20 protein-coding genes and 1 pseudogene are annotated in these 23,479 nt (G+C 47.8%); 12 read left to right on the plus strand and 9 right to left on the minus strand.

Going from position 1 to position 23,479, the window contains the following annotated elements; translation table 11 throughout:
- Window positions 1-219: GntR family transcriptional regulator (locus HMPREF3091_RS22860; RefSeq protein WP_246839962.1), on the minus strand; the 219-nt coding region annotated here is incomplete at its 3' end.
- A 261-nt stretch (window positions 220-480) separates the two neighbouring features.
- Here HMPREF3091_RS22860 and HMPREF3091_RS07455 point away from each other — a divergent pair.
- The 4 genes from HMPREF3091_RS07455 to HMPREF3091_RS07470 all read left to right on the plus strand — a co-directional run bounded on the left by HMPREF3091_RS07455 (window position 481) and on the right by HMPREF3091_RS07470 (window position 3,616).
- Complete coding sequence (locus HMPREF3091_RS07455; protein WP_070715077.1) at window positions 481-1,887, plus strand: cytochrome ubiquinol oxidase subunit I; 1,407 nt, start codon at window positions 481-483, stop codon at window positions 1,885-1,887.
- Window positions 1,887-2,894 (plus strand): cytochrome d ubiquinol oxidase subunit II, encoded by a 1,008-nt coding sequence (gene cydB, locus HMPREF3091_RS07460; RefSeq protein WP_070715079.1) that lies wholly within the window; start codon window positions 1,887-1,889, stop codon window positions 2,892-2,894. Before HMPREF3091_RS07455 ends, cydB begins: the two co-directional genes overlap by 1 nt.
- Window positions 2,895-2,947: 53 nt before the next feature.
- A complete protein-coding gene (locus HMPREF3091_RS07465; protein ID WP_172635540.1) occupies window positions 2,948-3,076 on the plus strand; it encodes a DUF2474 domain-containing protein in 129 nt (42 codons plus the stop codon).
- 69 nt (window positions 3,077-3,145) lie between these two features.
- A complete protein-coding gene (locus HMPREF3091_RS07470; RefSeq protein WP_070715080.1) occupies window positions 3,146-3,616 on the plus strand; it encodes a YlaC family protein in 471 nt (156 codons plus the stop codon).
- 64 nt (window positions 3,617-3,680) lie between these two features.
- On the opposite strand, the gene HMPREF3091_RS07475 is transcribed toward HMPREF3091_RS07470, so the two are convergent.
- Window positions 3,681-4,598, minus strand: a complete 918-nt coding sequence (locus HMPREF3091_RS07475) for a bestrophin family protein (RefSeq protein ID WP_004093355.1) — start codon at window positions 4,596-4,598, stop codon at window positions 3,681-3,683.
- Between the two features lie 353 nt (window positions 4,599-4,951).
- Between HMPREF3091_RS07475 and HMPREF3091_RS07480 the strand changes: the two genes are divergently transcribed.
- From HMPREF3091_RS07480 to HMPREF3091_RS07490, 3 genes are all read left to right on the plus strand, one after another.
- The gene (locus HMPREF3091_RS07480; RefSeq protein WP_039187780.1) at window positions 4,952-5,251 is read left to right on the plus strand and encodes a cupin domain-containing protein; all 300 of its coding nucleotides are present in this window, start codon (window positions 4,952-4,954) and stop codon (window positions 5,249-5,251) included.
- A 216-nt stretch (window positions 5,252-5,467) separates the two neighbouring features.
- On the plus strand, window positions 5,468-6,694 hold the full coding sequence (locus tag HMPREF3091_RS07485) for an L-lactate MFS transporter (protein ID WP_004093361.1): 1,227 nt from the start codon (window positions 5,468-5,470) through the stop codon (window positions 6,692-6,694).
- A gap of 223 nt (window positions 6,695-6,917) precedes the next feature.
- Window positions 6,918-7,490, plus strand: coding sequence for an HdeD family acid-resistance protein (locus HMPREF3091_RS07490; protein WP_008814776.1), 573 nt, complete (start codon window positions 6,918-6,920; stop codon window positions 7,488-7,490).
- A 178-nt stretch (window positions 7,491-7,668) separates the two neighbouring features.
- Here the strand turns inward: HMPREF3091_RS07490 and fucO are convergent, their stop codons facing one another.
- Window positions 7,669-8,817, minus strand: a complete 1,149-nt coding sequence (gene fucO / locus HMPREF3091_RS07495) for a lactaldehyde reductase (protein ID WP_070715082.1) — start codon at window positions 8,815-8,817, stop codon at window positions 7,669-7,671.
- A gap of 38 nt (window positions 8,818-8,855) precedes the next feature.
- On the minus strand, window positions 8,856-9,503 hold the full coding sequence (fucA, locus tag HMPREF3091_RS07500; protein ID WP_004093374.1) for an L-fuculose-phosphate aldolase: 648 nt from the start codon (window positions 9,501-9,503) through the stop codon (window positions 8,856-8,858).
- A 607-nt stretch (window positions 9,504-10,110) separates the two neighbouring features.
- Between fucA and fucP the strand changes: the two genes are divergently transcribed.
- The 5 genes from fucP to fucR all read left to right on the plus strand — a co-directional run bounded on the left by fucP (window position 10,111) and on the right by fucR (window position 16,181).
- Window positions 10,111-11,430 carry an L-fucose:H+ symporter permease gene (gene fucP / locus HMPREF3091_RS07505; protein WP_070715084.1) on the plus strand — a complete coding sequence of 440 codons (1,320 nt, stop codon included), beginning with the start codon at window positions 10,111-10,113 and terminating at the stop codon, window positions 11,428-11,430.
- A 50-nt stretch (window positions 11,431-11,480) separates the two neighbouring features.
- Entirely contained in the window at window positions 11,481-13,271 is a 1,791-nt protein-coding gene (fucI, locus tag HMPREF3091_RS07510; RefSeq protein ID WP_070715085.1) for an L-fucose isomerase, read from the plus strand.
- A 217-nt stretch (window positions 13,272-13,488) separates the two neighbouring features.
- Window positions 13,489-14,952: an L-fuculokinase gene (fucK, locus tag HMPREF3091_RS07515; protein ID WP_070715087.1), complete on the plus strand. Its 1,464-nt coding sequence runs from the start codon at window positions 13,489-13,491 to the stop codon at window positions 14,950-14,952.
- A 1-nt stretch (window position 14,953) separates the two neighbouring features.
- Window positions 14,954-15,379, plus strand: coding sequence for an L-fucose mutarotase (fucU, locus tag HMPREF3091_RS07520; RefSeq protein ID WP_070715089.1), 426 nt, complete (start codon window positions 14,954-14,956; stop codon window positions 15,377-15,379).
- A gap of 82 nt (window positions 15,380-15,461) precedes the next feature.
- The gene (gene fucR, locus HMPREF3091_RS07525) at window positions 15,462-16,181 is read left to right on the plus strand and encodes an L-fucose operon activator (protein ID WP_070715091.1); all 720 of its coding nucleotides are present in this window, start codon (window positions 15,462-15,464) and stop codon (window positions 16,179-16,181) included.
- 34 nt (window positions 16,182-16,215) lie between these two features.
- Here the strand turns inward: fucR and ompL are convergent, their stop codons facing one another.
- The 5 genes and pseudogenes from ompL to HMPREF3091_RS07550 all read right to left on the minus strand — a co-directional run bounded on the left by ompL (window position 16,216) and on the right by HMPREF3091_RS07550 (window position 23,475).
- Window positions 16,216-16,905 carry a porin OmpL gene (gene ompL, locus HMPREF3091_RS07530; RefSeq protein ID WP_004093383.1) on the minus strand — a complete coding sequence of 230 codons (690 nt, stop codon included), beginning with the start codon at window positions 16,903-16,905 and terminating at the stop codon, window positions 16,216-16,218.
- A 190-nt stretch (window positions 16,906-17,095) separates the two neighbouring features.
- A pseudogene (locus tag HMPREF3091_RS07535) lies at window positions 17,096-18,411 on the minus strand (glycoside-pentoside-hexuronide (GPH):cation symporter); the annotation flags it as partial.
- Window positions 18,412-18,503: 92 nt separating this feature from the next.
- On the minus strand, window positions 18,504-19,922 hold the full coding sequence (locus HMPREF3091_RS07540; protein ID WP_070715094.1) for an MFS transporter: 1,419 nt from the start codon (window positions 19,920-19,922) through the stop codon (window positions 18,504-18,506).
- An 81-nt stretch (window positions 19,923-20,003) separates the two neighbouring features.
- Window positions 20,004-22,034: an alpha-glucosidase gene (locus HMPREF3091_RS07545; RefSeq protein ID WP_070715095.1), complete on the minus strand. Its 2,031-nt coding sequence runs from the start codon at window positions 22,032-22,034 to the stop codon at window positions 20,004-20,006.
- Window positions 22,035-22,128: 94 nt separating this feature from the next.
- On the minus strand, window positions 22,129-23,475 hold the full coding sequence (locus HMPREF3091_RS07550) for an L-fucose/L-arabinose isomerase family protein (protein ID WP_070715097.1): 1,347 nt from the start codon (window positions 23,473-23,475) through the stop codon (window positions 22,129-22,131).
- Window positions 23,476-23,479: the final 4 nt, after the last annotated feature.

Here is a 23,479-nt window from a genome sequence, read left to right on the forward strand (position 1 = left end):
TAAAAATTTTGCCTGTGGTGCTACATAATACCCAGACTGTGGACGTGAAACGATCCACCCCTGACTTTCAAGAATCTGATAGGCATGCATAACAGTCATCAGGCTGAGTCCGGAATGCACCACCTGCTCGCGCAAAGAAGGTAACTTATCACCGACCTGCCAGATTTCAGCGGTGATCTGTCCACGAATTCGTTTCACCAAATCTTCGTATTTTGCCACTTAGCCCCCTGATTAAGCCTCGTCATCCCACGATCTCCGCCCTTCAACGCTCATTTAAACTGCCTATGAAAGGTAAAACGCATGTTGGCTACGCCATGATCCAAATCAAACTGTTATACATTAAAACAACATTTCTGTTTCTGTCATATCTATTTTACAGCCCGTAAGATCCTCTCCATCGTTCCGGCCTTGATCGTCCGGCGCACCGTTTCTCTCACCTGCAATTTTCAGACAGAACTTTATGTCAGTACGAGGCTGTCCATGTTCGGATTAGATGCATTTCATCTTGCCAGGATCCAATTTGCCTTTACGGTATCCTTTCACATTATTTTTCCCGCCATCACTATCGGGTTAGCCAGCTTTTTGGCCGTGCTCGAGGGGCTATGGCTTAAAACACGTCATCCTGATTACCGCACGCTTTATCATTTTTGGGCGAAAGTTTTCGCTGTCAATTTTGGTATGGGCGTCGTATCCGGTTTGGTGATGGCCTATCAGTTTGGCACTAATTGGAGCGGTTTTTCACAGTTTGCCGGCAGTATTACCGGCCCACTGTTAACCTATGAAGTGCTCACCGCATTCTTCTTGGAAGCCGGTTTTCTGGGCGTAATGCTGTTCGGATGGAACAAGGTTGGTAAAGAACTCCACTTTTTTGCCACCTGCATGGTGGCACTTGGCACACTGATGTCGACGTTCTGGATCCTTGCCTCCAACAGTTGGATGCATACTCCTCAGGGCTACGAAATCGTTAATAACCAAGTGGTTCCGGTTGACTGGCTGGCGGTAATTTTCAATCCTTCATTCCCATATCGCCTGCTGCACATGACGACCGCGGCGTTCCTCAGCAGCGCCTTCTTTGTGGGAGCTTCTGCTGCTTGGCATTTGCTACGCGGCAACGACACGCCGGCAACCCGAAAAATGCTCTCGATGGCATTATGGATGGCGTTGATTGTCGCTCCGCTTCAGGCTTTTATCGGTGATATGCACGGTCTTAATACGCTGAAATACCAGCCCGCCAAGATAGCGGCTATCGAAGGCCATTGGGATAACAAACCGGGAGAGGCAACGCCGCTCATTCTATTTGGTTTACCCGATATGGAGCGTGAAGAAACCCGCTTTAAGCTGGAGGTTCCTTACCTTGGCAGCCTCATCCTGACTCATAGTTTAGATAAACAGGTTCCGGCGTTAACCGAATTCGCCAAAGAAGATCGCCCTAACTCTCCGTTGGTGTTCTGGTCGTTCCGCATTATGGCGGGTTTGGGGATGCTGATGATTTTGCTCGGTGCGATCGGTCTGTGGCTGCGCTACAAACAGCGGCTGTATACCTCGCGTCCGTTCCTACACTTCGTTTTTTGGATGGGGCCTTCTGGGCTAATCGCCATTCTAGCGGGCTGGATAACCACTGAAGTCGGGCGCCAGCCATGGATTGTGCATGGTTTGATGCGAACGAAAGATGCCGTTTCCGCCCATGGCGATCTGCATATGAGTATCAGTTTACTGACCTTCTTTGTGGTCTATGGCGCGGTATTTGGCGTGGGCTACGCCTACATGATGCGTCTGATCCGCAAAGGACCAGAGCCGAGTCATTCGTCATCGGATGGCAATGGGGTATTACCCACCGCCGCCGGACGTATTTCCGCTACGCCATCTCATCAGCAGGAGACACACTAATGGGCATCGATCTGCCACTGATTTGGTTCGCCATCATTATCTTTGCCACTCTTATGTATATCGTGATGGACGGCTTTGATTTAGGTATCGGAATGCTGTTGCCAGTGACGCGAGATATGCAAGAGCGCGACATGATGGTGAACACGGTCGCTCCAGTTTGGGACGGCAATGAAACTTGGCTAGTGCTCGGTGGCGCAGCGCTGTTTGGAGCATTTCCACTGGCCTATGCGGTGATTGTTGATGCACTATCGATACCGCTGACGCTAATGCTAATCGCGCTGATTTTCCGCGGCGTCGCCTTTGAGTTCCGTTTCAAGGCGCTGCCAGCCCACCGTAATTTCTGGGATAAAGCATTCATCGTCGGCTCCGGCTGTGCCACCTTTATGCAAGGTCTCGTCGTGGGTGCAGTCATCAATGGTTTCCCCGTGATGGAACGCACCTTTGTCGGCGGCGCGTTTGACTGGTTCACACCGTTTAATCTGTTCTGCGGCGTTGGGCTTATGTTGGCCTATGCACTTCTAGGCAGCACTTGGCTCATTATGAAAACCAGCCATCAGCTACAACATAAGATGTATCGCATCACACGCCCACTACTGCTGGCTCTGCTTACCGTCATTGGCATCATCAGTCTCTGGACACCGCTGGCGCACAGCGCCATCGCTGAACGCTGGTTTAGCATGCCAAATATTTTATTCCTGCTACCGGTTCCTGTTTTGACACTGGTTTGCGCGGGGATTATCTGGCGTGGCACTCACAATGACAGCCACTACCTTCCTTTTATCATGACGTTGTTGCTGGTTTTTCTCGGTTTTAGCGGATTAGGGATCAGCATTTGGCCCAATATTATTCCACCGTCAATCAACATTTGGCAGGCCGCAGCACCACCGCAAAGCCTCGGTTTTATGCTAGTAGGTGCCCTGTTTATCATCCCGATTATTTTGGTTTATACCTTCTGGAGCTACTACGTATTCCGCGGAAAAATCAGCGCAGATGAGGGGTATCACTGATGGCTATAGTCCAAAATCAGGAGAAAATTATGTCGATTTCTGAGGCAAAAACCGTGACTAATCCATTGTGGAAACGTTTGTTATGGCTGGTCGCAATTTGGGGAGGAAGCGTGTTAGCGCTGGGCTGCGTGTCGATGCTGTTTCGTCTGCTCATGACAGCCGCGGGGCTCAAATCACATTGAGCGCCCAAAACCACACAAAAATGATAGAATTATGTTATCAAGCTGTAACATCACTACAGGTGACTTACCATGAGCGAAATTGAACGCATCCTCAAAGAGGAAATCGAGAAGGTAAATAAAGCCGAGCGTCGCGATAATCGTCCCCGCTTCAGCATCAGCTTCATTAAAAAGCATCCTGGTTTATTCGTAGGCATGTATCTGGCCTACGCGGCTACGCTGGCGGTGATGTTGCAATCGGAAACACTAGCGGATGTTACTTGGGTAATGACGCTACTGTTTTTTGGGCTGAATCTGTTCTTCTTCTTTGACGTTAACCCGCGCTACCACTACGAAGATATCGACGTGCTGGATCTACGCGTTTGTTTCAACGGCGAATGGTATAACACCCGCATGGTGCCAGATGCTCTGGTCGACAGCATTTTGCAGTCGCCTCAGGTCGATGACTCCCGAAAACAAAAGCTACGTGCCATTATGCAGAAAAAATCAGAACTCTCGTTCTATGATATTTTTGCCGTGGGACAAAATCGTTCACCGGTTTGATCTAACGTTAAGTCAGCGAACTCCCCATCAAGGGGAGTTCATCTAGCGCAAGCAAGACTAAAACTTAGCTCAGCAAACAATGATGATCCGGTTTCATCGGCGTTGGCTTCTCATCATCCTCAATCATTTCCCGCAGATTAATTTCAATCGTTGCTGAAATGGCATTAAGCGGCAGATCGTTTGGCGCTAAGCCGAACGGGTCTTCCAACTCCTCAGCCAATGAATCCAGAGAAATAAAGGTGTAAGAGATAAATACCGATACCAACGGTGTGAGGTAATGAAGATCCGACACCAAAGCAAACGGCAGCAGAGCGCAAAACAGATAAACCGTGCGGTGCACAATCAGGCTGTACGCAAAAGGGATCGGGGTGTTTGAAATACGCTCACAGCCACCCAAAATAGAGGAAAGGTGGTTCAGATTATTATCTATCGAATGAAAGTTAATATCGCTAATGCGCCCCAGCCTTCTCTGCTCCCCCAGCCACATCCCCATTTTCAACAATAGCGTATTGCACGGCGAATGGCTGTTGAGCACGGAATTGCGTTCAGACGCAGGCAGCAGGCGATCGAGATCCCCATGCATATCCGTTTTACGCAGTTGATGCTTCAGACAATAAGTAAAGGCAATCAGCAGAGCCGTAAAATAGCGCGCCTGTTCAGCGGGATCCGGCATCAGGCTTTTGACTTCTCTCAGTAACGATCGCTCGGTGATTAACAAATTTCCCCATAGCAGCCGCGCTTCCGTAAAGCGCGCATAGCTGGCGTTATTGCGAAACCCCAAGAAGATCGCAATCGCCACGCCCAGCAAGCTGAACGGAGCCAGTGTCAGATTAATATCCAACAATTCGTGCCATAGGTAACAAACGACAGCTATGCAGGCAAAAGCAAAATTTAAACTTAGGCGAAAGAGTATTTTAGGTAGCACAGAGCCATGCCACACAAATAGGCGGCGAAACCAATGTTGCTGAGGTCTAACAATCATAATTAAGGTGTTTTGTGACGGACGGAGAAAAACCTGCGGCAGAACTTTTAGAAACAGTACGCGTTAAAAACAATATTTGTTAAACATATACGTTAAGAACGGTTTTCGTCAAAAGCTGACAGGGGCTGACGATCTCAAAATCAATCGACGCGCTAGTGTATGCCTGCATTTTAGGGGCTTCAAGTGGTGAACAGCCCTGCGAGAATTATCTGATTAAAATCGAAACAAATTAATCTTATTCCGACGAAATCCCCCTCGTTTGATGCTTGTTCGCAGCCAGAGTGGTAGTCTGTGCCCTGCTTTTTTAGCAACTCACATAGAAACAAAAAACCGCAACAATAAGGATAGGTTTCATGGAGACATTCAAAGCACAAACTCCGATCGAAGAGTTTGCTGTAGGTGTTACCCGCCGCAACGGAATTCTCGGCAACGGCAAGCCTGCCACAGAGATGACGTTTGAATCTGGTGCTTTCAGCCAGTTACGCAAGCAGCCACAGGCCATCACCACTCGCATTGTCACTGGAGAGTTTGAATTCACCGTTGGCGCAGACACGCATCTGCTGGTTTCTGGTGAATCATTGAATATTCCCATTGGCACAATCAGCGGATGCTTCTGCCTTTCCAGCGGAGTTTTAGTCGAAACGCCGCTCTAAAACGCCCTCACCAGTGAATTAATATCAGATAAATGTGATCCACATCAATTGTGGATCACCGTAAAATCCCCCTTTTTACCCCGTTTTTCGTTCATTCATTCCCGCTTTAATGCATTTCATTCCTGCACTCAGGCTATTCATTCCCTGAATGGATCGCTGCCCTATAGATAGCCTTAACATACTCACAGTTAATAAATATTTATCTGGAGCAGCATCATGAATATGACTGGCATGCAAAATTACAATCGCACCCGCTGGCTAACTCTGGTTGGCACCATCATTACTCAGTTCGCTCTGGGTTCCGTTTATACGTGGAGCCTGTTTAACGGCCCTCTGTCTGAAAAATTAGATGAGCCGATCAGTCGCGTCGCCTTTTCCTTTGGTCTACTGAGCCTCGCATTAGCGCTGGCCTCTTCCGTAGCGGGTAAATTGCAGGATCGCTTCGGCGTACGCAAAGTCACCATCGCCGCTGGCGCAGTATTAGCACTTGGCTTTGTATTGACCTCTCACGCGAACAATTTAGTTATGCTTTATTTGAGCGCGGGTGTTTTAGTGGGTCTGGCCGACGGCGCAGGCTATCTAATGACGCTTTCCAACTGCGTAAAATGGTTCCCTGAGCGCAAAGGTATGATTTCAGCCTGTGCTATTGGTGCTTACGGTTTGGGTAGCCTGGGGTTCAAATATATCGATACTCATCTGCTAGCCACCTACGGCTTAGAACAAACCTTTATCATCTGGGGGGGTTTGGCGATGGTGATGGTCATGGCTGGTGCTATGCTAATGAAAGATGCGCCAAAACAAGAAACCAGTACACAAAACACCCAAGGCATCAGCACCGCTCAGGACTACACGCTAGCTGAAGCCGTGCGCCAACCACAGTATTGGATGCTGGCGCTGATGTTCCTGACGGCCTGCATGAGCGGTTTGTACGTTATCGGTGTAGCTAAAGACATTGGTGAAGGCATGGTACATCTGCCAGCTATCACCGCCGCCAGCGCCGTCACTGTAATTGCTATCGCTAACCTAACGGGTCGTTTAGTTCTGGGCATTCTGTCTGACAAAATGGCGCGCATCCGAGTTATCTCTTTAGCTCAGGTGATCTCGCTTATCGGTATGGGTACCCTGTTGTTTATTCCTCTGAATGAGTCACTGTTCTTTGCGTCAGTAGCCTGCATCGCGTTCAGCTTCGGTGGCACCATTACCGTATATCCATCGCTGGTCAGTGACTTCTTTGGCCTAAACAATTTGACCAAAAACTACGGCCTGCTCTATCTGGGCTTCGGTATCGGCAGCATCATCGGTTCAATTATTGCGTCTATGTTTGGTGGTTTCATCGTGACCTTCTCCGTCATTATGACACTGCTCGTCATCTCACTGGTGCTGTCTGCGACCATTCGCATGCCAGGCCAACGTGAAGAGCACAACCGCTTAGCACACATCTAACGTTTTCTCATATTGCTGTTTTTAGCCACCGTTTACGGTGGCTTTTTTTATCCCTGATTATCCCCGCCCTGCTGCAACCGCCCCCATGACTGGCAGCTTTGCTTTCCATTTATCAATAGGATCGATTAACGACATTCTTTGCGCCCATTTCATTCATAACGTATGACTATAATAAGCCAGTGATTTAACTACCGAACGCAACCGAAGAAAATGGAGTCTCATCATGTTAAATATTGATCGTAAAAGTTTGCTCGGTCTGGACGGAAACTTTCTAAAAAAACAGCGTACTCTGCTGCTGGTTATTTCATTCCTATTGTTACTAGGCGGTATTTTCTGCCTGATCAATCCCTTTGCCTCCGGCGCGGCCTTGAGCGCAATTGTGGGCACACTATTCGTCCTTAGCGGTATTGGTTTGATTATCGGGATGATCGCCAACCGTACTCGTAACTTCTGGCCGATGGTGGCAGGAATTCTGATGGGTGCAGCCTATATCATTATGGGCTACGTATTTATTACTAATCCGGCCGTTGGGATTTTCACTATGTCGGTGATTCTGGCGACGCTGTTTGCAGTGGGTGGGATTATTCGTCTAACCGCTGGATTTAAACTGCGCGGTGTCAACGGTGCTTGGCTGCAAATCGTGATTGGTATTCTCGATTTGATCATCGCAGCCATGTTCATTACCGCAGGCCCAGTGATGTCCGTAACATTGGTCACCACGATTGTGGGTATTGAAATGCTGTTCAGCTCTTTCAGCTGCTTCCAAATCGCAGGATTATTCAAACGTCAGGCTTAATGCGATATGCATTTGGAAGAACCGGTGAGTATTTCGTCCGCTGATTAACTGTATTACTTCTATAGAATATCTGGTGTAAGCGTACGATAAGAGCTCGCCACAAACGCCACGCAGACACCCTGTCTGCGTGGCTCGTCTTACTAACACTTAGCCAAGTTTGAGCTAAAAGATAGATGCCTCACATGGCCTGCCGATACAGCGCTTTGATCTCTTCTAGTTTTGCCTCACGCGGATTCCCACCGGTGCAAACATCGTCAAAAGCGGCCTGTGCCAGATCAGAGATATCCTCTTCTCGTGCTCCCACCTCTTTCAACGAAGCAGGAATACCCACGTCGCGGTTCAGTGCTTCAACCGCTTGAATCGCCGCTTCTCGCGCTTGTTCCAAAGTAGCATGAGCCACATCAGCGCCCATAGCCTGCGCAATCTGGCGATACTTTTCACCAGTATAGGCTGCGTTATAACGCATCACATGTGGCAACAAAATCGCGTTAGCAACGCCGTGCGGCGTGTTGTAAAACGCGCCCAACGGATGAGCCATCCCATGGACTAGGCCCAAACCTACGTTAGAAAATCCCATCCCCGCAACATACTGTCCCAGCGCCATATCCTCTACGGCCTCTGGCTGACCAGCTACCGAGTTACGCAGCGAACGGGCAATGATCTCAATCGCCTTGAGATGCAGCGTATCGGTGAGTTCCCATGCACCGCGTGTAATGTACCCTTCAATCGCATGAGTGAGCGCATCTACTCCGGTCGCCGCTTTTAAACTGGCTGGCATACCGTCCATCATATCGGCATCAATAAAAGCCACCAGCGGGATATCATGAGGATCAACGCAGACAAATTTACGGCGATTTTCTTCGTCAGTGATCACATAGTTAATAGTCACCTCTGCCGCTGTTCCTGCCGTGGTCGGAATGGCAAGAATAGGTACGCTTGGGCTATGAGTTGGGGAGACGCCCTCTAAGCTACGCACATCTTCAAACTCTGGATTGGCGCTGATAATACCAATAGCCTTACAGGTATCCTGCGGCGAACCACCGCCAATGGCGATGAGATAGTCAGCTCCGCTCGCATCAAAAGCCGCCAGCCCGCGCTGAACGACGGCAATAGTCGGATTTGGCATGACTTCATCAAAGATTTGATATTCCAACTCTGCCGCGTCCAATTTAGACGTCACCTTCTCCACGATACCGCAGGCAACCAACTGCGCATCTGTCACGATCAATGCTTTGCCATAGCCACGGCGCAGCACCTCAGGCACGAGCTCATTCACCGCGCCACGCCCAAACCACGATGTTTCATTCAAAATCATTCGATTTGCCATAATGAATACTCCTTAGTGAGAAATGTTTTACGGCAGCCCTACTCTTCAACGCGCAGGCCGTAGGTTTTAAATTTCTCCAACACTATGGCGATTTCTTCATCAGACAATACCGGTACCGGATCAACGATTGGCAATGTTGAGAGATAAAGTTCAGCTAAAACTTCAACTTCGTGAGCTAGCCACAATGCTTTTTGCAAATTCACTTCACAAGCGATCATTCCATGATGTTGTAGCAGCGTGGCCTTACGATTTTTCAGCGCCACGGCAACATGCTCAGACAGCTTTTTCGTGCCAAAAGTGGCGTAAGGGGCGCAAGGTATAGTGCTGCCACCAGCGGCAGCAATCATATAATGGATGGCCGGGATCGGACGGTTCAAAATAGAAACGGCGGTGCAGTGAACGGCATGATTATGCACGACTGCATTAGCCTCTGGTCGCGTCTGATAGGCGATTTGATGGAAGCGCCATTCGCTGGAAGGCACTTTCCCCTCTTCATGCTTACCGTCTGCATCAATGTAGACAATATGAGATTCAGTCAGATTCTCATACGGGATCCCCGTAGGAGTAATCAGCATGCCGTCGTGATAACGCACACTGACATTACCGGCTGTGCCCTGATTCAACCCCAGACGAGTCATTTCTAAACAAGTATGAATAATTTCACGAGCCAATGAATCTCTTTCCATTTGTTGCCTCTTTGATCATTGATGGAACCACTAATATGGCCAAGTACGTAGCATCTATACCCTAATAATTCGAGTTGCATTGAAGTGGCAAGTAAACGCTGCCAACAAAAAGGCAACTTGAAGTATGATGGGGATATATTCCCCCTCCCCGTAACAACAATAAACGCTCAAATAAAAATATGTGACACAGTTCAATACAATAAGTGAATCAATACTCAACAAGTGGATAAAATCAGAAATAAAAATGTCCGTTTAAACATAACAATATAAAAACGGTCAATTATTCACTCTATAAACAAAGAACTGACCGTTTAAATGAAAAATTAAATAATCGGTCACGCGAACTGTGTTTTTTTTATGGTCATTGATTAAAACGGGCATGTTTTTTGTTTTGTTAAAGTGACCACGTTCACACTTCCCCTGCCAATAATATCGAATGTGACTGAACTCATACTTTTAGTGATTTTTTATTTTAAGAATAGCTTCACTTACCGCATAAACGGCATGATTGCACCCCGCCTCCCATTGAACGGAGAGTGCCTGTGAACGTGACTGCGGAATAAGAACGGATTTACTCAATATCTCTGTATGACCTAACGAGGGCGCTATGGGAAACGTTTCGATCCAGTCAGAAAACTACCGCGTTGCTAGCCATGAACGCAAAGGGAACTATTTAATCCCTTTCGCATTATTATGTTCGTTATTCTTTTTATGGGCAGTGGCTAACAACCTCAACGATATTTTACTGCCACAGTTTCAACAGGCGTTCACCTTAACTAATTTTCAGGCTGGATTGATTCAGTCGGCATTTTACTTTGGTTACTTCCTAATCCCGATCCCTGCTGGGATATTAATGAAAAAGCTAAGTTATAAAGCAGGGATTATTACCGGTCTTTTATTTTACGCCATAGGCGCAGCACTTTTCTGGCCTGCCGCCGAGGGGATGAACTATACCTTATTTCTTATCGGATTATTTATTATTGCCGCGGGACTTGGTTGTTTAGAAACTGCCGCAAATCCTTTCGTTACCGTATTAGGGCCAGAAGAAACCGGGCACTTCAGAATTAATCTGGCTCAAACCTTTAATTCCTTTGGCGCTATTATCGCTGTGGTCTTTGGTCAGGGGCTTATTTTATCCCATGTTCCTCATCAGTCAGCCGATGTACTGGCTCAGATGTCGCCAGAGCAGCTAACCGCATACAACCACAGTTTAGTATTAGCCGTGCAGTCACCCTACATGATGATTGTCGCCATTGTGCTATTTGTCGCGCTGCTGATTGCCTTTACCAAGTTCCCTGTTATCCAGAGTGATGCACATAGTGGTGATAAAGGCGGCTCTCTGCTGAAATCAGTGGCTCGTCTATTACGGATTCGTCACTGGCGCTGGGCGGTATTAGCACAGTTCTGCTATGTCGGTGCTCAGACCGCCTGCTGGAGCTATTTGATTCGTTACGCCATCGAAGAACTACCAGGCACAACACCAGGTTTTGCAGCAAACTACCTAACTGCAACCATGGTTTGTTTCTTCATTGGTCGTTTCAGCGGCACATGGCTTATCCGCCACTACGCCCCACATAAAGTACTTGCCGTATATGCCTTCATCTCTATGGTGCTGTGCGTTATCTCCGCAGCCGCCGGTGGCCACGTCGGCCTCATTGCGCTAACGCTGTGCAGCATGTTTATGTCAATCCAGTACCCGACTATTTTCTCCCTAGGCATCAAAGGGTTAGATCAAGATACCAAATACGGTTCATCCATCATCGTGATGACCATCATCGGCGGCGGCATTGTGACTCCGATTATGGGATTCGTCAGCGACGCTGCCGGCAATATTCCAACGGCTGAACTGATCCCTGCACTGTGCTTCGCCATTATTTTCATCTTTGCCAAATTCAGATCAAACGTCCTGCCGCGCGTAACGGCTTAAGCAATTCAACCTTAACGACAATAAATTACTGATTAATGTGAGGAATAAGAATGAATAGCCAACACTTACCTATTAAAAACCTGCCCAAAATTGGTATCCGCCCCGTCATTGATGGCCGCCGCATGGGGGTTCGTGAGTCGCTTGAAGAACAAACCATGAATATGGCGAAAGCCACCGCACAACTCCTGAGTGAAAATCTGCGCCATGCCTGTGGCGCTACGGTGGAGTGCGTGATTGCCGACGGTTGCATTGCCGGAATGGCTGAGTCCGCTGCCTGTGAAGATAAATTCAGCAGCCAAAACGTTGGACTCACCATTACTGTAACGCCTTGCTGGTGCTATGGCAGTGAAACCATTGATATGGACCCAATGCGTCCGAAGGCCATCTGGGGTTTTAACGGTACCGAACGTCCTGGCGCCGTTTACCTAGCCGCCGCACTAGCGGCACATAGTCAAAAAGGTATTCCTGCCTTCTCTATTTATGGTCACGATGTGCAAGACGGCGGCGACGACAGTATTCCTGCCGACGTCAAAGAGAAGCTGCTGCGTTTCGCTCGCGCAGGTCTTGCCGTTGCAGGTATTAAAGGCAAAAGCTATATGTCTTTGGGTGGCGTATCGATGGGCATCGCCGGTTCTATCGTCGACCACAACTTCTTCGAATCCTGGCTGGGAATGAAAGTGCAGTCGGTCGATATGACTGAGCTACGTCGTCGCATCGACCAGAAAATTTATGATGAGGAAGAGCTTGAGCTAGCGCTGGCATGGGCTGATGAAAACTTCCGTTTCGGCCCAGACCTGAACGCCGAACAGTATCGCCGCTCTCCTGAAAGCAGCCGTGCGGTACTGCGTGAAAGTTTACTCATGGCGATGTGCATTCGCGACATGATGCAGGGCAACGCCAAACTGGCAGAGCAAGGCTTTGTGGAGGAGTCGCTTGGATATAACGCGATCGCCGCTGGTTTCCAAGGGCAGCGTCACTGGACAGATCAATATCCAAACGGAGATACCGCCGAAGCACTGCTAAACAGTTCATTTGACTGGAACGGTGTACGCAAACCTTTCGTGGTTGCCACAGAAAACGATAGCCTCAACGGCGTCGCCATGTTGCTAGGCCATATGCTGACGGGCACCGCTCAAGTATTTGCTGACGTGCGTACCTATTGGTCACCTGAAGCGGTCAAACGCGTTACGGGCAGCGAACTTACTGGTCACGCTCAGCACGGGATCATTCACCTGATTAACTCTGGCTCTGCGGCACTGGACGGTTCTTGCCGTCAGCTTGACGCGCAGGGTAAACCAACGATGAAACCCCATTGGGAAATCAGCCAGAAAGAAGCTGATGCTTGCTTGCAAGCAACGGAATGGTGCCCTGCGATCCACGAATATTTCCGTGGCGGTGGCTACTCATCTCGATTCCTCACCCGCGGCGGCGTCGCGTTCACCATGTCGCGCGTCAACATCATTAAGGGCATTGGTCCGGTACTGCAAATTGCCGAGGGGTGGAGCGTTGAGCTTCCGCAAGATGTGCATGACATTCTCGACAAGCGTACCAACGAAACCTGGCCAACCACATGGTTCGCTCCGCGTTTGACCGGCAAAGGGCCGTTTACCGATGTTTATTCGGTCATGGCGAACTGGGGCGCAAACCACGGCGTGCTCACCATCGGTCACGTAGGTGCAGACCTCATTACGCTAGCCTCTATGCTGCGTATTCCTGTCTGTATGCATAACGTGGCTGACGGTGATATCTACCGTCCATCCTCATGGGGCGCACACGGCATGGATATTGAAGGCCAAGACTACCGTGCCTGCCAAAACTATGGACCTTTGTATAAAAAATAAAGGCTGATGGCTTACCCCACCCAACCGCGCCTTCTATGGGTGATGGTCGGGTGGGGATCTGCGCATTTATACCTTCAATAATTCGAGCTTCATTGAGGCTGCAAGTCAGCACATTGTGATGAGCTTACTCTAGTCAGAACGAGTACTCGGGTAAGTGAATGCAGACAACAAAATGCAAGCTTGAAGTATGACGGATCAATACTAACGAGGAGCCACCATGAACAATGATGTGGTGATCATTTTGGACTGCGGAGCCACTAATGTCCGCGCCATTGCGGTTGATGCTCAAGGCATCGTTGTTGCCAAAGCGACCACACCAAACGCCAGCCAGCCCGCCACAGAAAATGACCAATGGCACGTTTGGTCACTCGATGACATCCTGCAACGCTTTGCCGATTGCTGCCAGAGAATCATGCCTAAACTTGGTGGCGCTAAAATTCATGCCATCAGCGTAACAACGTTTGGCGTTGATGGTGCTCTGGTTGATGCCAATGGTGAACTACTTTACCCCGTCATTAGCTGGAAATGTCCACGTACGGCGGCGATTATGGAAAAGATTGACCGCTACATTACTCCCGGCGAACTACAAACTATTTCGGGGATCGGTCAATTCAGTTTCAACACGTTATATAAACTCATATGGCTGAAAGAAAACCGCCCAGAACTGCTAGAAAAAGCCCATGCATGGCTGTTTATCTCATCGCTGATTAACCAACGTCTCACCGGTGAGTTCACCACCGATCGCACAATGGCTGGCACAAGCCAACTGCTCGATGTACGTCAGGAAACGTTTAGCGACACGATTTTACAGCGAACTGGGCTCCCTATCGGACTCTTTCCCCGTATCGTTGCGGCAGGGGAACATATTGGGCATTTATTACCGCACATGGCGGAACGCCTTGGTATTCCTGCGGGTACACCGGTCATTGCTACCGGACACGATACCCAATTTGCCCTATTTGGTTCAGGAGCGGGGCTCGATCAACCGGTGCTGTCATCCGGCACATGGGAAATATTGATGGTGCGAACTCCGCAGGTCAATACATCACTGTTGCCACGTTTTATTGGCTCTACCTGCGAGTTGGACAGCTGTGAAGGTTTGTTCAATCCTGGTCTACAGTGGCTTGCTTCAGGTGTGCTGGAAAAAGTGCGTCAGCTTTACTGGCCTAACGGCGAGCTACCGGACGTCTATTCCCAGATGATTGCAGAAGCGGCCAATATTAGCCCCGGTAGCGAAGGATTGCGGATGAACTGCCAACTGCTTGATAACCGTTCATCGGCTGGCTGGAGTGGAATGCGTTTGCATACTGAGCGCGGCCACTTCTATCGCTCTGCATTGGAAGGACTTTCTTGGCAGCTACAGCAAAATCTCGCGTTACTGGAAAATATCGGCGGATTCACCTCAAAAGAACTTTTATTGGTCGGCGGTGGCAGTCGCAATGCGCTGTGGAATCAAATTAAAGCAGACGTATTAAATCTGCCGATCAAAGTTCTGCACGATGCTGAGACTACCGTACTCGGTGCCGCTATGTTTGCATGGAGCGGCGTTGGCTATTACGACTCTCCCGAGCAGGCTCGCCAACAGGTTAACTATCGCTATCAGTCTTATTATCCCAGCGAGCAAAGTGCTGAATACCGTGAGCTGACGACCAGTCATAACCCCATTTTAGAAGGAGTTTGAAATGCTAAAAAATATCTCCCCGCTCATTTCACCGCAGCTACTCAAGACCTTGGCTGAAATGGGGCACGGCGACGAAATCATTTTCTCCGACGCGCATTTCCCCGCGCATAGCATGGGACCAAAAGTCATTAGAGCCGATGGCTTAAAGGTCAGCGATCTGCTGGCAGCCATTATCCCGCTATTCGAGCTCGATAGTTATGCCCCACCGCTGGTTATGATGGCCGCTGTCGCTGGGGACACACTCGATCCCAGCGTCGAACAGCGCTATTTACAGGCTCTTACGCACCATGAGCAGAACGAGCTTACAATTGAACGTATCGATCGTTTCGCATTTTATGAACGCGCTCAAAAGGCCTTTGCGATCGTTATCACAGGCGAGACGGCTAAATACGGGAATATACTGTTAAAAAAAGGAGTGACGCCTTAATCTCTTGCTCTGCTGCATTCAGCCATGCGTCGGCCATTAAGCGAGAGCCGCACGCATGGTTTTTCGTGAGAGGAGAGCCACCGTGAAAACAGATCGCCATCAGGCAATCGTACAACTCATCCGACAGCATGAAACGCTAACCACAGAAGATCTTGCCGATCTACTGCATGTCAGTAAAGAAACGATCCGACGCGATCTCAATGCGCTTCAGGCTCAGGGAAAGATCATCCGTCAGCATGGCCGTGCCAAAAGTATCAAGCGCGATACTCAAGACAGCGGTGATCCTTTCAGCGCCCGCCTAAAAAGCCACTTCACCAGTAAAGCCGATATTGCCCGCCAAACGCTGCCGTGGATCGATGAGGGTATGACTATCGCGCTTGATGCCAGCTCAACCTGCTGGTATCTAGCCAAACAGCTACCAGATATTGATATCACCGTATTTACTAACAGCGTACGGATCTGTCAGGAGCTATCCAAACGAGAACATATTCAACTGATAAGTTCCGGTGGCCTATTGCAGCGAAAATATGCCTGCTATGTGAATCCTGCGATTATTTCTCAGCTAAAAGAGCTTGAAATCGACCTGTTTATCTTCTCCTGTGAAGGTATTGATAAAGAAGGCATTCTCTGGGACTCCAACAGCTATAACGCCGAATTCAAGTCCCTGCTGCTCAAACGTGCGCTGCAATCCCTCCTGCTGATCGATAAAAGCAAAATGAACCGCACCAGTGAAATAAAAATTGGCAGCGTTAACGATGTCGAACAGGTGATATCAAATTTGGAGGTTGGGGAAGGTGAATAACGCCCTCCCTACGGGGAGAGCGTTATGTCATTGATCAGAATGAATACCGTAAACCTAAACGAATGCGGTATTGTTCGCGATTATAATAGTCCCACCGGTCTAGCCATTGCAGCTCTAAATAAGGCATCCAGTTATCATCTATTTTATAGCTAAACTTGTTAGTAATTTCCCAGTGATGGCTTTCATCATTTTTACTTTTGAAGTCATTAACGCGGATGAAATAGTGTGGTTCAAAGGTATATAAAAACTGATCGCTAACCTTGAAATTCCAGTACATTGCCATTTCATGCGTATCATTTTTATCATATTCGCCATTGGTATCGATTGTGTCATAGTTATTATGATTGTAGCGATATCGAGTTGTTAAATTAAACCATGATAGAAATTTATAATTTACATCTAAATAAGCAGCGCCGCCAGAACCCGCACTACTTGAATTAATTAACCCGCCAGGTGAAATCGTCCAATTTTCTGTGGGATGGAACAATGGATACCATCCCTCCAGTTCGTTATAGCTATGCTTTAACTGATCCATTTTCCCAACATTATAAGCATTGGTATACATTAACCCCGAACCATTATCAAAGTTATAGCCACCACGCAGGATAATCTCACTTTCTTCTGAAGCCGTATTATAAGCCTCTCGAGTCTCAAGATAAGCCCCGGCATAAGCAGTTCCAGATATAAAAGAGGCTAATATTATTGCTGCACTTATTTTATTCATGACAAATCCCTATTGAAATATTAAATCACTGACATCATGAAAATTGACAAATATCACCCTCAGGAAAAAGTCCTGAAGGTAATAACAGCATGTCGGTTTAAATACTAGAACTAATTTATTTAGCGAGTTTCCTTGCATTTAACTCATTAATAATTTGCACAAACCTTTTTTCGCTCAGCTTATAGAATAACCCCATAGTAATAGCCGCAATAATCGCTAATACACAAGGATAAATAAATATGAGCCTTCGTAACCCTTCCAATACCGACTCAGTTTGGATGACATTGGGAATATAGCCAATCTGAGTTAACATTATTCCAGGCAAGAAACCAGCGAGTGCCGCCGATATCTTTCGCGAAAACGTATATCCTGTATAGACAGATCCTTCAGCACGAATACCTGTTTTCCATTCTCCGTAGTCAACGGTGTCCGGTACCAGCGCCCAGTTCAGGCTATTGACGAATGCCGTGCCAAAGAATGCCATACAGGAAAATACGACAAAAACAACGGAGCTATTTCCCCACGAACTACCATAGAAATAGTTGAGCACATCGCCTAAGGCCCACAGCATTAGCCCACCCAAATAGACCTGTTTTTTCCCAAAACGTTTTACCGCTGTTGGCACTAACAAAACACCAATTAAGATACAGCCCATACTAAAGAATCCCATATAGGCTAATAGATTAATATCCTGTAAAACGTACTGGGTATAATAAACCTGAATCGCCAGTTTTATATTAAATGCAGCTAAAGTACATAAATTAGCAATGCACAGCACCAGCAGTGGCGGGTTTTAAAAATGGCACAAAACGATTTGAAAATGCTTGGTTTATGGTGGAGTGGAACAAGCTCAACATAGCGCTCTTTCACACCAGAATGGCACCACCACATGCAGAGTAAACCACAAGTAGCAAATACAGATGCGCCCACTAAATACCCTAATTCGGGTTGGGATAAAAATAAAGTCTGAATTGGCATGAAACCGACAGTACATAGCAATAGGCCTAAAGTAGACCCACCTTGACGCCATGCGGCAAGGGATGCTCGTTCATGAGGGTTTTTAGTTATCGCGGGTACCATCGCACCATAAGAGCAGTTCATCAGGCTGTAAAATAATCCAAACAGCATGAACAAGACCGTCGCTAGCACCGTTTTTAAATTAATAGAAACGTCAACGTGAATAAAATTAGCGACTTCCAGTAAAGCGACAGGCAAAGAAGCATAAAAAATAAACGGCTTAAACTTACCCTTTACACCTATATTCCGACGAGAATCGACTAGAACGCCAGTAAGAATATCGGTGAAAGCCGTAAAGAACTTAGCAATAAGGAAGATCACTCCTCCGTAAATTGCTGGAATACCTAAAATATCAGTATAGAACTTCAACAAATACAACGTGCCAATACACAGTAAAAGATTCGAACCAAAATCACCCATGCCATAAGCGATTTTTTCCCGTAGTGATAACTTTAGGGTAACGGGATCCTGATGTTCTAAATTTTCCATCTGACAGGTCCTTTCATTATTATATTGCCCACACTTATCCGCCACAAAACTTAATTAACTTCATGGCGGCCTGCCATAAGTGAGATTTTTTATTAGATAACTGGGCTTGTATCACGCTTGCGCGCTTCAATTTCACCCACAATTTTCACATACATCGTCTCGTTCAAATTGTAGAAACAGCCCATTGCCACAATCGTCGTCAGAGCCAACGCAGCCGGATAGATAAAGATCAGCTCACGAAGTCCCTCAATGGTATGTGCAGCCTGTGCAATATTAGGAACATAGCCAATCTGAGTTAGCATCCAACCTGGGAAAAAGCCGGCCAAGGCCTGTGATACTTTGCGGAAAAAGGTGAATCCGGTATAGACAGTGCCTTCAGATCGTATACCAGTACGCCATTCGCCATATTCTACCGTGTCAGACACCAGCGCCCAGTTTAGGCTATTGACGAATGCTGAACCAAAGAAGGCCAAACATGAATAAAGAACAAAAGTTACCGAGGTATCACCGTACATATAGTTGAGCACATCGCCAATAATCCAGATGGCGAGCCCCCCTAAATACACCGTTTTTTTACCGAATTTACGTACCGCCATCGGCATTAAGAATACGCCAATGAAAATACACCCCATGCTGAAGAATCCCATATATGACAATAAAATAGGATCATTAAGCACATATTGGGTGTAATAAACCTGAATGGCTAATTTGACGTTAAATGCCCCTAACGTACAGAGGTTGGCAATACATAAGATAAACAGTGGACGGTTACCCGCAATTGCTCGGAAGGATTGCAAAATACCCGGTTTTTTCTGCGCGCTTCCCTGCGCATTATGGGTTGCTGGTGCCTCTACATAACGCTCTTTTACTCCGGCATAGCAGCACCACATAAAGAACAGCCCGACCAGAGAAAAGAGTGTGGCCGCTACGATGTAGCCAAGCTGAGAGTTTCCTTCAACTAAATCCATGACGGGTACAAAACCCACGGTACATAACAGTAGCCCCAACGTCGCTCCGCCCTGACGCCATGCGGCAAGAGATGCTCTCTCATTAGGGTTTTTAGTGATAGCTGGTACCATCGCGCCATATGAGCAATTCATCATGCTGAAGAACAGGCCATAAAGCATGAATAGCGCCGTAGCGACTACGGTTTTTCCAGTAATTTCAAAGCCGGTACCAATAAAGTTGGCAATAGCTAACAAGGTAACCGGAAACGCTGCATAGAGTACGAATGGACGAAACTTACCTTTGGGCCCGATTTTGGTTCGGGAATCCAGCATAATGCCGGTGCCCATATCGGTAAATGCGGTAAAGAATTTAGCAATAAGAAAAATAATACCGCCATAGGTGCCGGGTATGCCTAATACATCGGTATAAAACTTTAATAAATAAAGCGTACCAATATCTAATAATATATTTGAGCCCAAATCGCCCATGCCATAAGCAATTTTTTCCCGCAGTGGCAATAATAATTTTGCCGGTTCATTATTGTTATTTAAAACCTGAGTCATGGTGGTTCTCCATGTATAAACCACGATAGCCTCCCTTCAGCCTCTCTCGAACGAGGGAGGCTAAGGGACTAGAGACTTTACTTATAGCGTCTTCAATGAGGCGAAGAGTTCTGCCCACTCACTGTCTGCGCGGTAGAACACCGGAGGTTGCCCCATTGGCGCAGCGACAGTCACTTCACAACCGCCTGCATGTGGTTCGCCTGTCCACAGGTTTATCCAGTTATCCTGTGGCAGATACAGTGACCAATCCGTGCGCCCTTCTTCATAAACCGGTGCCACCAGCAGATCGCGGCCAAACAAGTACTGATATTTCAGGCTATAGGTGTGAGCATCATCTTCGTAGTGCAAAAACAGTGGACGCATTACCGGTAAACCGGACTGCGAATTAAATTTAACCGCCTGTTTGATGTAGGGTTTTAGAGCGACAAAAATATGGCTCATTCGTGCAAACTGGCTAATGGTTTCTATATCATGATCGAACTGCCAATTATCGTCTGGACGATTCCCTTCATGGGTACGCATTAACGGAGTGAAAGCGCAGAATTCACACCAACGCATTAGCAATTCTTTATTACGTTTCATATCGAAAAGCGTGGTGTAACCACCGATATCGCTGTGATGCAGACCATGCCCAGTCATTGCCAGCGATAAAGCAGCCGGAATAACCGATGCAAGACCGTCGTCTAAGCTCCAATCAACGTTTTGGTCACCGGCCCACATCATCACGGAATATTTCTGGCTATCGGTATATCCTGCGCGCATAAAGAACAGGATTTCACCTAATTTGCCCGTTTCTACCAATGCGTCGTAGTTGCATTTTGCCCATAGCGCAGGCCACGCGTTATGCATAATTTCGGCATCAACGCCGTTATGTAATACGGTATCGGTAGGTAGATATTCACCAAAATCTGCCATCCAGCCATCAAGGCCAAATTCGATCAGATTCTTTTTAATCACATTCTTGTACCAGTCATAGGCTTCAGGCTTGGTGAGATCGACCACCCCCGCATAAAACTCACCGAACTCCACCTGATAATCTTCACCGCTGTAGTCTTTGGTGAGATAACCTTTTTCAGCCGCTTCCGCATAGAGCTCTTTCTCGATGGCAACATACGGATTGATGTACCCCAAGAAACGCACGCCCTCTTTTTTCCACTGTGGAATACGCTTATCAAGCTCGGGATAAAGTTCGCTGTCCCAACGCCAGTTCCACATCAAACGTTTACCGAAGGAAGTCACGCGGCGACCTTCCCAGTCTTGCGCCCAAATACCGCTGACTTTCACGCCATGTTCACGCATGACATCCAGCTTTTTCTGACAAACCTCGGTGCCGCCCTGAATGCCCAAAATTACGCCGTCATAAACCCAGTCTGGCAATTCTGGCTGGCGTCCAAGCAGCGCGGTGAGTTTCTCCAGCAGAGTGATGTAGCTATCCGCACAGTCAAAATGCAGCACAGCTTCATCCTGCCAAATAGCCAGTTCATGATATTCAGGTGCGGAAAAATCAAAGTTCATGTAGCAGCTGTTATCGAAATGGCAGAAGTACTTCTGGCTGCTCACAAAGGTTGGCTGCGGGAAAAAGGTCCAGTAATAATCCCCACCGGCATTTTCTTTGCAATCGGCTTGCCAAGTTACATAGCTTTGCTTGTTACGCCCAACGCCCTGCTCACTAGTCCATAAAGGGAATGGTTTACCACGTAAATCAAAATAGGAGAATTGCTCACCGCAACCGTAAATATGATCCTGCGGTTCTGCGGCTAAACGCAGCCACATGCGATTATTTTCACTGTCGGCATTACTGAGCTTCATTTCAAGACGATCGTGAGCATCAATAGCAACGTTTAACGTTGCCTGAGCAACATCACCACGGCTAAAACGAATGTTAAAACCCGATGCCGTAGATGAAATCTCAGCATCAATCAGAGCCAGTTTTTCACCTAACCGATCTTTGATACTGAAATTACCACGGAACATATCGATATCAGCTTTGCCATGCCCAATCCATAAGCAAGGGCTCTCTGACGAGTGTTTAAGTAATACGCGATTCTGAAAAATAAGAGTAAAACCGTCATGTTGCTGCTGTAACTCAAGACCACTTTGCTGCGAAACCATGGTAGATCTCCATAAAGGATTGAGAATTCTAGACAAGCTGACCTACCCTTCTCTTCTCAGAGAAGGGGCTTATGCCAATTGAGAAAGAGAGCGCTTACTCGCTCAGTTCAACAACCTCAAGATTGAGCAACTGCGCCACTTTACGTAGCAGAGGGCGGTGCTCGCCGTAGACCAGCGACGTGTGATGCTCCATTCCAGCGTCGATCAAACGCTTACGATAAACATCGGCATCAACATCCAAACGTGCGGTGCCAGCGGTACCAGAGAAGGCCAACGGTGCTTTGATCATTTCGCCACCGGCTAACATCAGGCGTAATTTCCCCTCGCCCTGCGTGATACGGCATAAGGTGATACGTCCAGGTTTGAGCGCAAACTCAGACAGCAGCGGTAACTTACGGTTGGAATGAATGGTGGCTTGAACGGGTCCATCACGGTCGGCCATTTCGATAGGTGCTTGTCCACAGTGCCAGAACACAACGCTGTTATTTTGCGGGTCGATGTCTACCAAATCCGTGTTAAACGCAGCATTCCCAGATGCCCACTGAGCCATCAGAGAGGACAGGACGCCGAACATATCAGCTTCACAGCCACACGGCACTTTGTCTTCATTCATCAGCGCTAGCGCACCACAGGCCGCACAGCCGTAATCGGTGAAAAAGTCTGGCCAGCAGCGCACTGCAATGCCGGAATAACCTTCACGCAAGGCTTTAGCCTGCAGTGCGGAATAGACTTTAAGGGTTTTACGCGTCGCATCCTGATCCATTTCCCCAAGATTAGGGAAATCTTTTGCACGGCGTGCATAAGGGGCATCCGCCACGCTATCAGGTAGCGCTTTAACTTCATCAATAAATGACAACACCGGCTGACGGGCAACCTGTACACCGAAGTGCTGTTCAAGCTGTTGCTGGTTGTAGTTACAAGCGTCAAAACCCAATGGGTGCTCGCCAATAACCATCACCTTGGTCTGCTTGAAGCGACGCACGATTGCCGCCGCCAGTGCTAGTTGTTGCAATTCATTTATCGCGCTCGCATCATCTGGCGCGCCGTGAATCGTTTGAACCTTGATTCCTTCACGGCTGAGGGCATGACAAGCCAGATTCACACCACAAAATGAATTCAGACGCAGACGCCCACCTGTACGCGCTTCCGGAAACGACCACATCGCAGTTGGAACCGGAAAGTCGCGGATCACTTCGGTGGTTAACGAAGCATCGGTGAACGTCACCTGTAAAATCAGCAGCAGATCAAGATCGGCCTGCTTCAGCGCGGGCAGTGCCTTCAGCGCTGACTCAGCATCGAACTGCAGCTCCGGCTCACCCACCAGCTCGAGATCCATCAATGAAAGTGAATGCCACGCCTGCTGTAACATTTCCTGGGCATAGGGCACATCAAAGGTATTACGTCCTAACGCTAAAACGCCGACTTTTGCTTTATTTGACATGATG

Origin of the sequence: Hafnia sp. HMSC23F03 (assembly GCF_001816025.1) — a bacterium.
GTDB lineage: Bacteria > Pseudomonadota > Gammaproteobacteria > Enterobacterales > Enterobacteriaceae > Hafnia > Hafnia paralvei.